We start from the raw sequence: 13,479 nt of genomic DNA on the forward strand, positions 1-13,479 counted from the left end.
ATGCCTCTCAGTGATGATGGTGATAATGGTCGTGCATGTGAGCCTGCATGCTCGACTCGGAATATTTTCTGAGCAGCTCTGGATTGTCAAAGAACTCATGCGACTTGCCGTGGAAGAACATGCTCCTGTTTATGCATGCCACCTTGTTGGCAATGCTGTTTATAGCTTCCAAATCATGCGAAGACCAGATTATTGTGATGTGGTTTTCTTTGTTCAACTTTTTCACAAGCGAGTAAAACTTGTTCTGAGTCTCTTGGTCAATGCCTGTAGCCGGCTCATCCAGTATCATAAGCCTAGGCTCGTTCACAAGGGCCTTGGCTATGAAGACGCGCTGCTGCTGGCCGCCTGATAGTTCGCCTATCCTTCTGTCTTTGAAATCCAAAAGACCCACTGTTTCAATAGCCTGAGAAATATTTCCTTTAGACGGCTTTCTTGTGGCTCCGAGTGACACAATATCTTCCACTGTTGCGGGAAATCCTTGCTCTATTGATTTCTTTTGCGGAACGTAGCCTATCTGCTGGAGCACTTTTCTGCTCTTTCGAATGTCTTCGCCAAATATCTCTATCCTTCCATCGTAATCTTCAATCAGACCCAGCATGCAGTTGAAAAGCGTTGTCTTGCCAGCGCCGTTTGGACCTATCATGCCAAGCAGATCTCCTTCCTCTACTGAAAATGATATGTCGTCAAGTATCTTGCCCTGGCCGTAATCGTAACTTACTCTGTCCACTTTCACTGCATCTATGATTGGCACTTTAGGCCCACCTTGAGGTTCTCCACATTTTGCCTCATCTTTTCGATGTATCCAAAGCCCTTCTCCTGCTCTTCTCTGTCCAATCCTTCTATCGGGCTCAGCACAAGCACCTGTCCATTCGGTATCTCGCTTGCTATCACATTTGCAAGCCTAGGGTCTACCAGATCCTCTGAGTATATGATATTTATGCCAAGCGAAGTGGCCAGCTGCTTTATCTCGGATATCCTCTGGGGAAGCACTTCGCCTTCAGGCGACAGGCCTTCGTGAACGCTGTGCTGCGTTAAGCCATACCTCTTGGCAAAATAGCTGAAGGCGTTGTGGAAGGCTATGAAATCAGTCTTCTCACAATTAGAAAGCTCTGACCTGATGAATGCATCCAGAGAATCAAGCTCGGCTATATACTGCTGGGCGTTCTGCCTGTAATAGTCTGCATTTGCTGAATCGACCTGAATGAGCCCGTTCCTTATTGACTCGACCTGCTTCTTTGCAAGCACAGGATCAAGCCAGATGTGGGGGTCAAGTGCAGACTCTTCGTGCCCCTCTTCCTTAGCCTCGCCTTCCTCTTCATGCTCACCTTCCATGAGCTCAATGCCTCTGCTTGTGTCGACAGCATTCTTGGCATTCAATTGTGCCACCCAGCCTTCGAAACCTGCTCCGTTATAGATTATCAGATCGGCATTCCCTGCATCTGCTATGTTTCTGGGCGTGGGTTCCCAGTCATGGGGCTCTATGCCGGCCGGCACTATTACAGAAACGTCAGCCTTGTCGCCTCCCACATTGCTGGCAAAATCATAGAGCGGGAAGAATGAAGCGATGACTTTTACTTTTTCAGTGTCGCCTGAGGCCAGAGGCTGCGGTTGGGTTGATATTGCAATAACCCCGACAGCTATAGCAACTGCTACTGCCGCAGCAGCGATTCCTACAATAATCTTCTTGTCCATATCCACATATTCTTGGTTATTAACAATATATACTTATGTTAATAACATTTAATTGCTGATATATAAGGACATTAATAACGGCAGGCGGTGTGTCCCTGCAATGTAGGCCGGTGGCTATTGGGGTTTCCCCTGCGTATTGTTGGCAACATTCCAGGAAATGCACATCATTGCAGAATGATATTAAGATTATATACTTTTCTTAATAACTAATAAGATGTATTTATAAGGCAGTTAATAATGAGTAAAGGCGTGACCATAGTCAGCGTATCGCTGAATGAAGACATCATAGGAGAGATTGATAAGCTGCAGAAGGAGCTCGGGTTCTCTGGTCGCTCTGAAATAGTGAGAGCCGGCCTGCGCAGTCTCATTGCAGAAGAAAAAGAGCGGAAGAACCTCGCAGGCAACGTTCATGCGGTGATGCTTGTGATCCATGACGAAAAGTCAGACAACGAAGTAAATGAGATGGGTCACTCGTTCGACAGCATCATCACAACCCACATACACAACAAGACTGGGAGAGACAAGTGCTTGGAGGTGTTCCTTCTGAAAGGCGATGCTAAAGAAATAAATGAAATGGTCAAGCGCTTCAAAACTAACAGGAAAATGGATCATGTCCGGCTGCTGCCAATGTAGCTACTGATTCGATTTTGCTGCATTCATTTTACGGTAGGCTTCTGGCACGACCACAGTAAATGCGCCCGCCAGCAAAGCCAGAGGAACTGCCAGCAAGATAGAGTATTGATAGAATATCAGATCCACAGCCTCGGCAGTCAGTATGCATGCGCTCTCTGCGGTGACCAAGATGTAGCCGCTTGTCTTGAGTATGTGCTTCAGATTCCTCTGCTTGTGCAGTCGAGTGATTCTAGTGGTGCCGACTGCAAAGTTTCTGAACGTCATCTTAAGGTTCGAGGTGATGCCCGTTCCCTGCTCCAATACAGAACAGCAGCTATCAATCCTGCCATGGTCGCATCTGCCTAGGATGGTTGCGAACGTGGTAAAGCCAGCCAGCGCATAGCCCATCGCATATGCTATTGGTATTCCAACAAGGTTGAATCCAAACAGATGCAAGCCGAGATTTTCTCCAATCTCTGCAGCAGCTATGCACAGGATTTCGATGCCAAGCGCCGCGGCATATAGGCTCTTGACGTGCCTGAAGAACTGAAGCCATCCAGAAGAAAGCAAATGCGGCGAGCCAGTTTGCCGCTCAATCATTTCATCTTTACAGGCATCGGTGGAACAGCAGTAGTCCTTGTTAGCTAGCGAGGGTTCATCAGACAGCGCAAGAGACTTTTTGATTAAAGAAGTGTGCCTATGGATTGCAATACAACAACAAACATCTTTTTGGCAGATAATACAGCATTGCTCTGCTATGGCATTTGTTGTACAATTTTGGGGAGCACACTGGCATTCTGCGCATTTGATAACTGCCATGATGGATTATGCTAACAATGAGTTTTTAGATATTAAAACCTGCTACCCTCAGATAAAATTCCCAGCCCCATCTAAGATGCAGAACTTCAATTGACAAAAGGTGGGCAAACCTACACTTATACCCTCATTATTGTAGTGGGGCCAGTGGTTTGGCTCACAGTTTTGTCCTGATTGCTGGATTCCGTAAGAACTCATTAACCATGGTTAGCAAACAAAAGCTTTAAGCACTTTACTGAAAACCTTTGGCAAGGTCTAGCTGTTTTTAACTGGTTGTGTATTAGAACACAGCAAGCGATACATGATCATGTGTGCTTCATGTCCTTCTTGTTTCATATATGGCCGCAAAAGCTTTACTTTCGGATCACTACTTTCTTTTCTCTTATAAAGCTCTGTTAGCTAGCTGCTCCTGCTGGTGCAAGAAGAATTAGGAAGTCTCGCAACGGGTGGTCTATCCTCGGCTCATCAGGATTAGTGCCTGATAGAATGCCGAAAATGGCGCAAGTCCGGATAGGTAAACGGCTCCAAAAAATATGGATACATTTGTGATAATCCGGAAAAGCCATCATAAGTATAATGCGCAAATCAGGCCGTATTTTCTTCAAATACTTTACCAGTTCAAGGCCTGTCATATGCGGCATCCTTATATCAGAGACTGCGATGCTGCAGTCTTTGCAGCCTTTTTCAATGTGTTCTAATGCTAAACGCGGGTCTGCCAAAGCATGAACTACATATCTCTGCTTTTCAAGTATCAATTTAATAACCATTAAAGAATCTGGCTCGTCATCCCTGCCAAGGCAGTTTTCTTGTTCGTTGCAGTTCTCTCATCAGGGAACATACAGGCATCTATTTAAGGAAATTGTAATTTTCAGTTTTTATTATAATATTCATCAAATGACAAAGTTTTGATGCTTGAATGGCCCGATGTCATGTTATGATACTCGACATCTGCCTGAAACAAAAAGACGGCTTTGCAATTGTTGCAAAAATATATCCTGTCTAGCATCCCTTGGTGCCCGTTGACAGACACTCCCATAAGAAATACTTATAATAAGAAACTATAAAACAATGTGAAAGAAAACTACAGTCTGTTTGCTCAATTTATGTAGACATCTATATTCTACATGGCCAGCATATGAAGCCGCCTAGGTGGCTGCCGAAACAACTCCAATAAATGCGCCCGAGTCATCTGTGTGGTTATGGTGCATCTTGATCTTTATAGACTGCAAGCGGCTCGTCGATTATCACGTAACCATGGCACTCAATCAACCTAGCTATGTGTTTTTCGTCAGATATGTTTTCCAAGTTGTACGAACACAATAATAACATATTTTGTTGAATCTGTCGATGGCTTTTTCTGCTCCAAAGCATCCATTACCAAAACCATTTGTGAAAAACCATGCACTGTCTTCGCCAGCAAATCTAGTTTTCTCGTTCTGACTTGTTTGACGCATGCAGGTCTGTTATCCACTTGAACATCTTTCCATATCTACAGTATTGGTCGCTTTTAGAAACTCGTCATATGCAACATTTCGAACTCTTAATGCTGACAGGCTTGATTGAAAGAATTCAGAAAAAATAGGACGTTTTAGTTGAACACTCCGCCGTCTGCAATAGGAAGCAGAATGGTAAACGTAGCCCCGCCTTCGCTGTTGTTCTGAGCATAAATTTCTCCGCCGTGTGCTGTCACTATCGCTTTGCTAATAAATAGCCCGAGGCCGGTGCCATGTTCGGTGCCGCCTTGGACGCTTTTTGTGACAAACTTGCCAAAAAGCTTCGGCATTATCTCAGCAGGAATTCCTCCACCTGTGTCGCTAATCTTTATCCCAAGCTTGTTTTCTTGAACGCGCGTCTCTATCCTGATTCTGCCTTTTCTTGTGAATTTGACTGCGTTGTCTATGATGTTCATGAAAACTTGGCTGAGGCGATTTTCATCTCCATAGACTTCTACGGCATCGCTTATTTTGTCCTTGACAAGGTCAATGGATACATCGCTACCAAGCTTGTCAGAAATTTTTGTCGAGCTCACAATCCTGCTGATTATATCGATAATCTTGATTCTCTGCATATTGTATGACAGCGCTCCACCTTCAATTCTAGTTACATCAAGGATGTCGTTTGCCAGCTTGATAAACCTCTGAGACTCTGAATCAATAATTCTGAGCGCTTCGTCTTTATCCATCAAGCCTTTCAATGCAAGCTCGTTATAGCTGATGATTGGCTGAAGCGGCGACCTCAACTCATGAGCAGCGATGTTGATGAATTCATCTTTCAATCGCTCCCTGTCTTTTAAGTCGTTCTTCATTTTATCGAATTGCTGTGATAACTCTCCAATTTCGTCGTTGCTGTTTATTTCAACGGCGATGTCAAAGTTGCCCTTGGCAATTTCAGCTGCTGCGTTTTTGAGTTTTATCAGCGATTGTGTATAAGCTTTGGAGAATATGATGACTGGGATAATAGCCGCAGACAGGATTGCTATCGCAACAATAATGAAATTGTTTTGCAATTGCGTTACTTCTTTAAATGCAACTTCAGTAGGAACTGCTATAATTAGAATCCATTGATTTCCTTTGTAATCTAGAAAACCCTGCTCACTTGCTGCTACATAGATGGTTTCATCGTTGCTAAAGAATTCTGCCTCGTCAACATCATTCACGCTGCCAATGTAAGATTCTGAAGGGTTGCCAGAAACGGCTATCTTGCCAAATATTGGCAGGTACGACAAATTCTTCTGCATAATCGCTTCTTTGTCATAGTTAGAGTAAATGACCAGTCCGCCTGATGAAACCAAGTCTGCCTGCAAATTCTCTCTGCTCTGTGAAGCCTGTTCGACGATATCATATATTCTGCTGATAGGTATTATGCCTGCCAGCACGCCGTCTATGTTGCCATCCTCATTAAGCAGCGGGCCTGAAAAGTGCATAACATACTGACCAACATCGTTTGAGAAAGTGGGAACCGAATCATAGTGGATGTTTCCTTTCATGGCGTTTACAAAAAATGGTTCATTTGAGCTGTCTGCGCCAATCGAGAAATCATGTGTGTCCGCGATCTTTATCCCGTTTTTGTCGTATATTGAAAAAGCAGAATACACCTGATAAGTCTTCTCAACCGATTGAAGGTATTCAAGTTTTTGAGATATTGATGGTCCTCTCATTATGCTATTGCTAGGATCAGTAAGTAGCTTGATGTCTCCCTGCCGTTCGAACAGAAATCTTGATATCTTGTCTATGCTCCTGATGCTTTCCTGCTCTAAGTTGTGGGTGATTTGTGACTCCAGTTCTTGCGAAAAGGATTCCAGCGCTATTATTGAAGGGATTACTATGGAAGCTATGATCAGTGAAATCGTGACAATGGTCAGCTTGGCTCTGATCTTCATGGCGTTTCATCGCACGGTTGTTGCAATATCGATCAGTTGTTCCTGTGAAGCTGGCCGTTTATCTTGCTGACTAGGTTGTCAAATGACACCGGCTTTTTAATGATGCACTCTGTCTGCAGATCTGGGACTCTGTTTCTTACTTCTTCTTTCTTCAAATCATATGCGGTTATGAAACAAATCTTCACATTGCTGTCTATCCTTAATAGCTTGTTGCAGAGGTCTAAGCCATTGATCTCTGGCAGCCTTATATCGATGAGCAGCAGGTCGTAGACGCCTGGCTGAAACGAGGATAGTGCTGCTTTTGGATGGTTGAAAACATCAACAGCAAAGCCGTATTGCTCCAGCCCATATTTGATGACTTTTGTGATGTTAACCTCATCGTCTATATACAAAATCCGAGGTTTGGATCTGCGGTCGTCTTTGGGCGCTGAGCCAGTTGCTGATGGCAACGAGAGAGCTATCTTGGAAAGTATGTTGGGCACCGATAGCTTTAGAGCAACCGGGTTAAATTCAAGTAAGAGAGCTTGCGAGCGTCGGTTGTTCGATTTTGTTACTTGCACGGGCACAGAACCCATGAAGCGTAAACCATATTTTAACTAAGACTTTTTAACGCGAGTGTACAAAGCACGCAAGTTGATTTATCACATACGCAACAAATGCCAAAGCTGACCGTCCATATGCAATGCTTCAGATATTGAATTTACTATAGCCTCTTAAACTGACCTTCCACGTTTTCTCTTTTTGCGGCTGCAAGCTTCGATTGCATGTATATTTCATATATTTTGCCTCTTGGCCCATGGGGCGGCGTCTCAATGAGGATGCTCCCATCAGTGTTTGCCAGTCTTGAGAATGCAGCTGCAAACAAGCCTGTATCGTCTTTATGGCTCTCTTGGACGGCAATGTCGCTCATGTGTATATGGGCGACATTCTTCCACGACCAAACTTGACCTTCCCTAGCACCCAGCCCTAAATGCGAGTAGGCCGGCGAGGATTGTCAGGGTTGTAAATGTAGGCTACTTTGACCTTTGTCTTTTCCTCTCTAAACAGCATTTCGGCAGGTTCAGTTATCAAATAACGTGAATATCTTACAGAATTGATAATCATTGCATTTAAGGTGCGTAAATGTTCGTTAGCGTGGTCCTGGCTTTGTGCTATGATAAGGATGTCCCGTCCTTTGCAAACGGCGATAGCGCGCTGAAAATCCTCTATTAGCGCTGATGTGGTCAAAATCCCACTTTTTGGCTTTTGATAACCAGCCGATATTTTGCCGAGTCTTTCCAGATTGCATATTGATAGCTCGTTAGCTTCCTTGCAGGCCTATGGGTTTTTGGATGTTCTAAAACACCAAAGATAATCAGGATCAAGTGGATTGCCTCTAGTGTTCTACCACTCTTCATATTATAGAATAGAGGAGCTTTTGGATCGTTCTTGAATGGGTGTTTGTTCTTCCACTCAAGCAGGTAAGGAAATGACATTCTTAGAACTGCTGGCCCGCCGCCAGTCTTGATATCATGCGGAATTTCAGCATCTGCATATTCCTGCTTGTATCGAACGTGCTTATTCTTCATCTTTGTTAATTCATGATTTCTTCCATCGACATCCCATAGAGCGGTGATTATCGCCTTGTTCCTAACCTCAGGTTCATACGGAATTATAGTTAGAACTTCGTCTTTTTCCCATGTCTAACTGATAGAGTACGTATTTTTGCGCTTGGTCTTTTGCTTCTTTATTCTGACAAATTTTGGAGTTTTCCAGTCGTCTAACGGTACTTCATCACTAGCCCTTCCCTTTATCTTGACGTTATGCAGCCATCTGAAAAAGTGGATTAGCCTGCTTCGATAATCGTTGCATGTTATTACCCACTTTTCTTCAGGATCATCCTTTGCCGTCTTTCTGTATCCATTCAAGAAAGGCAGGATATGGAGCTCCCTATTCTTGACATCGTAGAACGTCATTGAAGGGTACGTGACTGATAACCACTTTGCATAGTATGTTATACCTTTCAGGTTATTCTTTCTTCTACTCTCGCTTATCCTGTTGATTTCATGAAATCCATCATAGTCCTTAATAAGTTGGGCATTTGTCAGGTTTTGTACTTCGCTGTGAATCTTTGATTGCAGCGTTGCAAGGGTTATCGGCATAGGGATGCAACTCCTATAGTTGTCTGCTTGTACAAAAAGACGTACTTCATTTTTGCATGGCTCGCATAAGAAAATTTCTCACTTCTAATACCATGCTGGTGAAAAAATTTTCCAGTAGGTACTAGAACCTGATAAGCGAGCGGGCCCGTCGGGATTGGAACGCTACATGTTGTAGGGTTCGACATATCGATACTAGGTTAGCAGGGTAAGCTTTAAAGTTATTGCTGCAAGCCAGCTCTAGCAGCAACTACTCATGAAAGAAATTCCCTATGACCGCCTCCCAAGAGGGATAAAGCTCTGTATCCATAATGCCAATAGACTGCTTCAGGATGCAAAGCTGCTTAGGGATAACAAGAAATTTTCTTCTGCATTAGTATGTGCGATCTTTGCATATGAAGAGTTAGGCAAGGCCATTTCTCTTCGGGATAAATGGATCAAGAAAGAGAATCTCACATTGAAAGACTGGAAGCAGATGCTCGATCATGTCAAGAAATCTTACCACACAAACAAGTTCATGCAAAAAAAATCAGGAAGACAGTTTGATTCTGATGATAATGATTTTCGGCGGCAGCTTCAGAAGATAGAGGATGATATGCTTACGTTTGATGCTACAGAAAGAAGTATTTTTGAGAAGGAATCTAATCTGTATGTAAACTGGACAAAGGCTGGTTGGATATCACCTAATGATCTCGATAAGATTGATGGCATAGCGAACAGAAGAATATTGGAAGTTAGTTCTGCAATAGAGCATTTTCTTGATGAAGAGCAAACACAAGAGATTTTGAGTGCTCCTGAAAGTGAATGGATAGATAAGAAGAAGATAGAACTTGAACTTATGATGCTCTTGTTCTCATTTGACAGATATGACAACTCGATAAAGGTCGAGACGGTCGTAGAATCCGATAGAATAACCAAAATAATACTGACCAATTCTGGCCGTCGTCTCTCTGGTCAAGAAAAGCAATTGATCGTCTCTCACTTCAAGGAATATCAAACAATGAAAAAGACAAAATTCTTTTTTATCGAACACCAAAGTTAACTTCAGCCGGCGCACGTAAACATATACGGCAACTGCCGTATTTCCCTTCCATCTTATCGCCTCTTATTCTTCAAGTTGATTAGTTAGCAAAAGTAACTGTTGCCAGCAAATATGACGCTGGCTGAAATTCTATTCTTGCTTCTTGCAGCCTATCTAATCATATTCGTTGGCATCGCTTGGATTCTCGGAAGAAAGTATCTCTATACCAATCCCATTGAAGGGAAAGATGATGAAGGTCGGAAATGGGTAATTGAAGAGCATGGGAAGTCAGAGTCAACATCCATGACCTTGGCTGGTTTCGCCTTAGCGGCCCTTGTCTTTGTTTTTACTGCAAATCAGGAACAGCTCGAATCAGCAGTCATTGAACTATTGGTTATCTTCTTATCGCTTGCATTTGTACTTGAAATCATTTCTGCATTGTGCTACAAACACCTGTATGCTCGGCTATATCCTTACTATGGTTTTGTATTCCAGTACGGCGGCCTTCTCACAATTCTGATGGGATTCTTCATCTTTCTGGGTGACAGGTATCCTACGTCAGAAGGAATATGGGGCATCTATGGAGGTGCAATCCTTATATTTTTCATCCTGACTGGAAGGGAGCTACAGCTGTATGTCAAGCAATGGAGGCTGTCTCGATGAATGACAAGTGGCGTGTCGGCGACGGAGCGGTTATCGAGTGTCCTAAATGTCACGTGAAATACAACGCATTAGATGAATGTCCTAATTGCGGGCGACAGAAAAATTCATAATACATTTATACAAAACGTATCAAGCTTTGTCTCGACAAGACAGGAAATACCGTTCGACTTTCGTGAGGTATGGATCAATTGTCCTACTCATAAGATCATGATTACTTCTACAAGCGACTGTCCAAACTGCGACGAAGAAAATAACCTTTATCTACAGCCAGACGAGGATTAGGCTAGTGGCAGAGAAAGACAACTGGTATGAAGTAAAGAAGGAGGCTTGGCTTAAGTGTCCACGTCACGGCATCCATTATCCCGCTTCGGATGGTTGCCCAAGCTGCAAAGCAGGTAACTAGATTTCTGTGTAGAACGTTTTGCAGTCATAGTCACGTACCGAATGTCAAATCCAATTACTTACAGATACCAATTAACCTGTTTTCATGAATCGAAGTATATCTCTACAAGACAAGTTCCTGAGAATGGCGAAGTACCTTGGCATGAAGGAGATTCTTGGCACGTCCTTACAGGCTTTGATCTTGAATACAAATACAAGCAAGCATTAGAAGAATTGCAAGATAAAACAGGCATGAGTGAGCGAAAAATCATTGAAACGATTATGTGCGAGCGCCTGCAAGAACTATTGTAACCTATTCCCTAACTAACTATAGTCTTATAGGCTCGCTTGTTTCTTTTCTTCCCATAACAGTTCTGGCAATCCTATCATCTTTCTAAAGGTGTTCGCAGTCGCAGGGCCAAAGCCCGCATAGTGATTGGTTGCCGGTACAAATCCACCTTCAGGCTTGATCTTTTTTTATTATTCCTGCCCAATATCTTAATTCCTTTTCCCTATCCTTTTGTATCTTGCCAAAGTCTTTTTCATCGATGCTCCTATCACCAATGAATCGAAGGTAGATGAAATCTGTTGTTACAACTGGGAGTCTGAATTTTATCCTGCTGAGTCCAAGCCAAGCATAGCTCATTCTTTTTTAGAAAAGAGTAAACCTCTTCATCAAACCAGCTTTCATGCCTTGGTTCAATTGCGTACCTGAACCTTTTATCAAATGGCAGACTTTGGAGCTTTTTCAGCCCTTCCTTCATCGTCATTGAAGGCGGCAGCTGCAATAACAAGCAGCCAAGTTTGCCAGCTAATGGAGTCATGGCTTTGTAAAAGTACTCTAGGTCACTTTCAATTCCTTCTCCTAACCGCATGTCATGGGTCATGGATTTTGGGAACTTTGCAGTAAATCTAAAGTCGTCTGGAGTCACTTTTTCCCATCTACTAACTGTTAATTGGCTAGGTATTCGATAAAATGAAGAATCAATCTCAACATAATCAAATACCATACTGTAGTACTCAAGGTACTTTGCTCCCTCAAGACCTTTAGGGTAAAAGTGACCTAGCCATGCAGAGTAGCTCCAGCCGGAGCAACCTATGTAGAGTTGCATGTTTAGAAACTTGTTTATATAGACATAAGCTCTCCAGTTATTCCACTTGGTAGATTACCATGATCTACATAGCGACACTCCCTGCCATTGTGCAAGACGCAGAGATGCAAGAAAGAATCTAACTTGGGAGCCAAGTCCACAAACGGTCATAACGTGCAACTGTCCTGAATGCAAAGGTCAGCGCAGTCATCCGCCTACTGAAGCTCGAATAGAAGAAGAAAAACGGAAAAGATGGTTTTGAATAGATTAACAGTAAAGCGCCAAACATGACTGCATTAGATAATTCTGCAAAACAATCTCCTTAAATAATCCTGGTATATTCTTCCTATCATGAGGCAGGCCATTGTGCTTGGAATCGTCGGTATTTTCCTGTCTTCACTATTTATCATGTCACAAACTGCAAGATATCAGGCTCATGCGACAACAGGTCTGAATCTAGGTACTCCGTCTTTGCTAAACACAAATGGAGATGTCCTCGACACCGCTGGCATCAGGTCACAAGTCATGTTGTCTACCACGATCTCTAATCCACAAAGTGCAAGACAACCTTTCATCACACTATTCGAAGTACGAGATAGTAATCAGGTAACGGTATTCCTATCGTGGGTATCTGGCACCATTCCTCCCGGAGAGCAATTTGACTTGGGAGTAATGTGGCAGCCTCAAACAACTGGAAGTTACAATGTAAGAACGTATGCTGTAACTGATCTGAAGAATCCTCAAATCCTTTCAGCTGCCAAAACAGCCACAGTCTCAGTGGGCCAAACATCAGTTGTTGCCCAAACACAGCCTACGCCAAGTCAATCGTCAGGGAACCAGAACAACAGCAACGAACCCAAAGGATCGCTTGTTGCAGGCATTTCTGAGTTTTCAGTCCAAGGCGATGGTAAGGAGAATGGGAGCTACACAATCGTATTCAGTCTATTTGATGCAGGTAAACGAGAGATTTCTTCCGATGGCAAGGTTTCTTTTTCAATCACAGATGGTATGAATAGACAGCTCTACAACAAGAGCTTCTCAGTAACCAGCTCGCAATTTTCAACTTGGCACTATACCTTCACAGGTGCTGAATTTTTGGGATATGGATGGACAATCCCTACAAGTGAAATTCAGAAAGGTATTACTTCAACTGGCACTGCCAAGATTGTGTTCACTGACCCCGCCGGAATTTCATTTACATCTACTACGTCACTTGTAAGTATTCCTGCACTATCACAAGAAGAGGCAAAGCAGAAGCTTGATGAAATATTTACACAAACTGCTACTATCGTCAATGACAAGCGGCAGAATGGAAATATTGAAGTGACCTTGGTCAAGTATGGAATGTTCACCCATCCTCAATTTACTACTTATGGAGACGTAGTAAATGAGTTTAGAGTAGATTTGATAGTCAGAAATATTGGCACCACCGACGAATATCCACCTGACCAGTTTGTGATCATCGATAAACAGGGAATCCAACACGACAAAAGCTATGGTGGCACCTTGCCATTTTCCGAGCTTCTGGCAGGCTCGACCGTTCAAGGGTCTGTTCTTTTCGACAGTATTACGAATGAAATGGATGTCTCGACCTTTGTCGCAAAGAAATATTCATATCCACAAGACTACATTTGGACATATTACCTATCCTGAATTGTGACGCCCCCTCCCCCCAAAGTGCCAGCT

15 protein-coding genes and 1 pseudogene are annotated in these 13,479 nt (G+C 43.2%); 6 read left to right on the forward strand and 10 right to left on the reverse strand.

Annotation, left to right across the window (positions count from 1 at the left end; translation table 11 throughout):
* Positions 1-7 precede the first annotated feature (7 nt).
* Together NGAR_RS12960 and NGAR_RS12965 are read right to left on the reverse strand one after the other, a co-directional pair.
* Positions 8-745 (reverse strand): metal ABC transporter ATP-binding protein, encoded by a 738-nt coding sequence (locus tag NGAR_RS12960; RefSeq protein ID WP_148681866.1) that lies wholly within the window; start codon positions 743-745, stop codon positions 8-10.
* Positions 739-1,692 carry a metal ABC transporter solute-binding protein, Zn/Mn family gene (locus tag NGAR_RS12965; protein WP_148681453.1) on the reverse strand — a complete coding sequence of 318 codons (954 nt, stop codon included), beginning with the start codon at positions 1,690-1,692 and terminating at the stop codon, positions 739-741. The genes NGAR_RS12960 and NGAR_RS12965 overlap by 7 nt, the downstream gene beginning before the upstream one ends.
* Positions 1,693-1,929: 237 nt before the next feature.
* Between NGAR_RS12965 and NGAR_RS12970 the strand changes: the two genes are divergently transcribed.
* Complete coding sequence (locus NGAR_RS12970; protein ID WP_015020218.1) at positions 1,930-2,325, forward strand: CopG family ribbon-helix-helix protein; 396 nt, start codon at positions 1,930-1,932, stop codon at positions 2,323-2,325.
* Here NGAR_RS12970 and NGAR_RS12975 read toward each other — a convergent pair whose 3' ends face one another.
* Complete coding sequence (locus NGAR_RS12975) at positions 2,326-2,904, reverse strand: hypothetical protein (protein WP_015020219.1); 579 nt, start codon at positions 2,902-2,904, stop codon at positions 2,326-2,328.
* 37 nt (positions 2,905-2,941) lie between these two features.
* Between NGAR_RS12975 and NGAR_RS12980 the strand changes: the two genes are divergently transcribed.
* A complete protein-coding gene (locus NGAR_RS12980) occupies positions 2,942-3,217 on the forward strand; it encodes a hypothetical protein (protein WP_015020220.1) in 276 nt (91 codons plus the stop codon).
* A 298-nt stretch (positions 3,218-3,515) separates the two neighbouring features.
* Here NGAR_RS12980 and NGAR_RS12985 read toward each other — a convergent pair.
* The 6 genes and pseudogenes from NGAR_RS12985 to NGAR_RS13010 all read right to left on the reverse strand — a co-directional run.
* Positions 3,516-3,896: pseudogene (locus NGAR_RS12985) on the reverse strand (response regulator); the annotation flags it as partial.
* Between the two features lie 812 nt (positions 3,897-4,708).
* On the reverse strand, positions 4,709-6,499 hold the full coding sequence (locus tag NGAR_RS12990) for a sensor histidine kinase (protein ID WP_015020223.1): 1,791 nt from the start codon (positions 6,497-6,499) through the stop codon (positions 4,709-4,711).
* A gap of 32 nt (positions 6,500-6,531) precedes the next feature.
* On the reverse strand, positions 6,532-6,891 hold the full coding sequence (locus NGAR_RS12995) for a response regulator transcription factor (protein ID WP_266190261.1): 360 nt from the start codon (positions 6,889-6,891) through the stop codon (positions 6,532-6,534).
* Between the two features lie 311 nt (positions 6,892-7,202).
* Entirely contained in the window at positions 7,203-7,409 is a 207-nt protein-coding gene (locus NGAR_RS13000; protein ID WP_015020225.1) for a hypothetical protein, read from the reverse strand.
* 313 nt (positions 7,410-7,722) lie between these two features.
* Positions 7,723-8,067: a hypothetical protein gene (locus NGAR_RS13005; protein WP_015020227.1), complete on the reverse strand. Its 345-nt coding sequence runs from the start codon at positions 8,065-8,067 to the stop codon at positions 7,723-7,725.
* Positions 8,068-8,181: 114 nt separating this feature from the next.
* Positions 8,182-8,640 (reverse strand): hypothetical protein, encoded by a 459-nt coding sequence (locus tag NGAR_RS13010; protein ID WP_015020228.1) that lies wholly within the window; start codon positions 8,638-8,640, stop codon positions 8,182-8,184.
* A gap of 253 nt (positions 8,641-8,893) precedes the next feature.
* Between NGAR_RS13010 and NGAR_RS13015 the strand changes: the two genes are divergently transcribed.
* The 3 genes from NGAR_RS13015 to NGAR_RS13025 all read left to right on the forward strand — a co-directional run bounded on the left by NGAR_RS13015 (position 8,894) and on the right by NGAR_RS13025 (position 11,014).
* Positions 8,894-9,679 carry an AbiV family abortive infection protein gene (locus tag NGAR_RS13015; protein WP_015020229.1) on the forward strand — a complete coding sequence of 262 codons (786 nt, stop codon included), beginning with the start codon at positions 8,894-8,896 and terminating at the stop codon, positions 9,677-9,679.
* A 111-nt stretch (positions 9,680-9,790) separates the two neighbouring features.
* Positions 9,791-10,321, forward strand: a complete 531-nt coding sequence (locus NGAR_RS13020) for a hypothetical protein (RefSeq protein ID WP_015020230.1) — start codon at positions 9,791-9,793, stop codon at positions 10,319-10,321.
* A gap of 444 nt (positions 10,322-10,765) precedes the next feature.
* Positions 10,766-11,014 (forward strand): hypothetical protein, encoded by a 249-nt coding sequence (locus NGAR_RS13025; RefSeq protein WP_015020232.1) that lies wholly within the window; start codon positions 10,766-10,768, stop codon positions 11,012-11,014.
* Between the two features lie 245 nt (positions 11,015-11,259).
* Here NGAR_RS13025 and NGAR_RS13030 read toward each other — a convergent pair whose 3' ends face one another.
* Complete coding sequence (locus NGAR_RS13030; protein WP_015020233.1) at positions 11,260-11,814, reverse strand: DUF72 domain-containing protein; 555 nt, start codon at positions 11,812-11,814, stop codon at positions 11,260-11,262.
* Positions 11,815-12,144: 330 nt separating this feature from the next.
* Here NGAR_RS13030 and NGAR_RS13035 point away from each other — a divergent pair, with 330 nt between their 5' ends.
* Complete coding sequence (locus NGAR_RS13035; RefSeq protein ID WP_015020234.1) at positions 12,145-13,446, forward strand: hypothetical protein; 1,302 nt, start codon at positions 12,145-12,147, stop codon at positions 13,444-13,446.
* Positions 13,447-13,479: the final 33 nt, after the last annotated feature.

The organism is Candidatus Nitrososphaera gargensis Ga9.2, assembly GCF_000303155.1.
Classification (GTDB): Archaea; Thermoproteota; Nitrososphaeria; order Nitrososphaerales; family Nitrososphaeraceae; genus Nitrososphaera; species Nitrososphaera gargensis.

Bases quoted from the DNA above. Each gene is read 5' to 3' on its own strand.
- NGAR_RS12965 (WP_148681453.1), bottom strand. From the start codon at position 1,692: ATGGACAAGAAGATTATTGTAGGAATCGCTGCTGCGGCAGTAGCAGTT.
- NGAR_RS12970 (WP_015020218.1), top strand. From the start codon at position 1,930: ATGAGTAAAGGCGTGACCATAGTCAGCGTATCGCTGAATGAAGACATC.
- NGAR_RS12975 (WP_015020219.1), bottom strand. From the start codon at position 2,904: ATGATTGAGCGGCAAACTGGCTCGCCGCATTTGCTTTCTTCTGGATGG.
- NGAR_RS12990 (WP_015020223.1), bottom strand. From the start codon at position 6,499: ATGAAGATCAGAGCCAAGCTGACCATTGTCACGATTTCACTGATCATA.
- NGAR_RS13000 (WP_015020225.1), bottom strand. From the start codon at position 7,409: ATGAGCGACATTGCCGTCCAAGAGAGCCATAAAGACGATACAGGCTTG.
- NGAR_RS13005 (WP_015020227.1), bottom strand. From the start codon at position 8,067: ATGAAGAATAAGCACGTTCGATACAAGCAGGAATATGCAGATGCTGAA.
- NGAR_RS13010 (WP_015020228.1), bottom strand. From the start codon at position 8,640: ATGCCGATAACCCTTGCAACGCTGCAATCAAAGATTCACAGCGAAGTA.
- NGAR_RS13015 (WP_015020229.1), top strand. From the start codon at position 8,894: ATGAAAGAAATTCCCTATGACCGCCTCCCAAGAGGGATAAAGCTCTGT.
- NGAR_RS13020 (WP_015020230.1), top strand. From the start codon at position 9,791: ATGACGCTGGCTGAAATTCTATTCTTGCTTCTTGCAGCCTATCTAATC.
- NGAR_RS13025 (WP_015020232.1), top strand. From the start codon at position 10,766: ATGTCAAATCCAATTACTTACAGATACCAATTAACCTGTTTTCATGAA.
- NGAR_RS13030 (WP_015020233.1), bottom strand. From the start codon at position 11,814: ATGCAACTCTACATAGGTTGCTCCGGCTGGAGCTACTCTGCATGGCTA.
- NGAR_RS13035 (WP_015020234.1), top strand. From the start codon at position 12,145: ATGAGGCAGGCCATTGTGCTTGGAATCGTCGGTATTTTCCTGTCTTCA.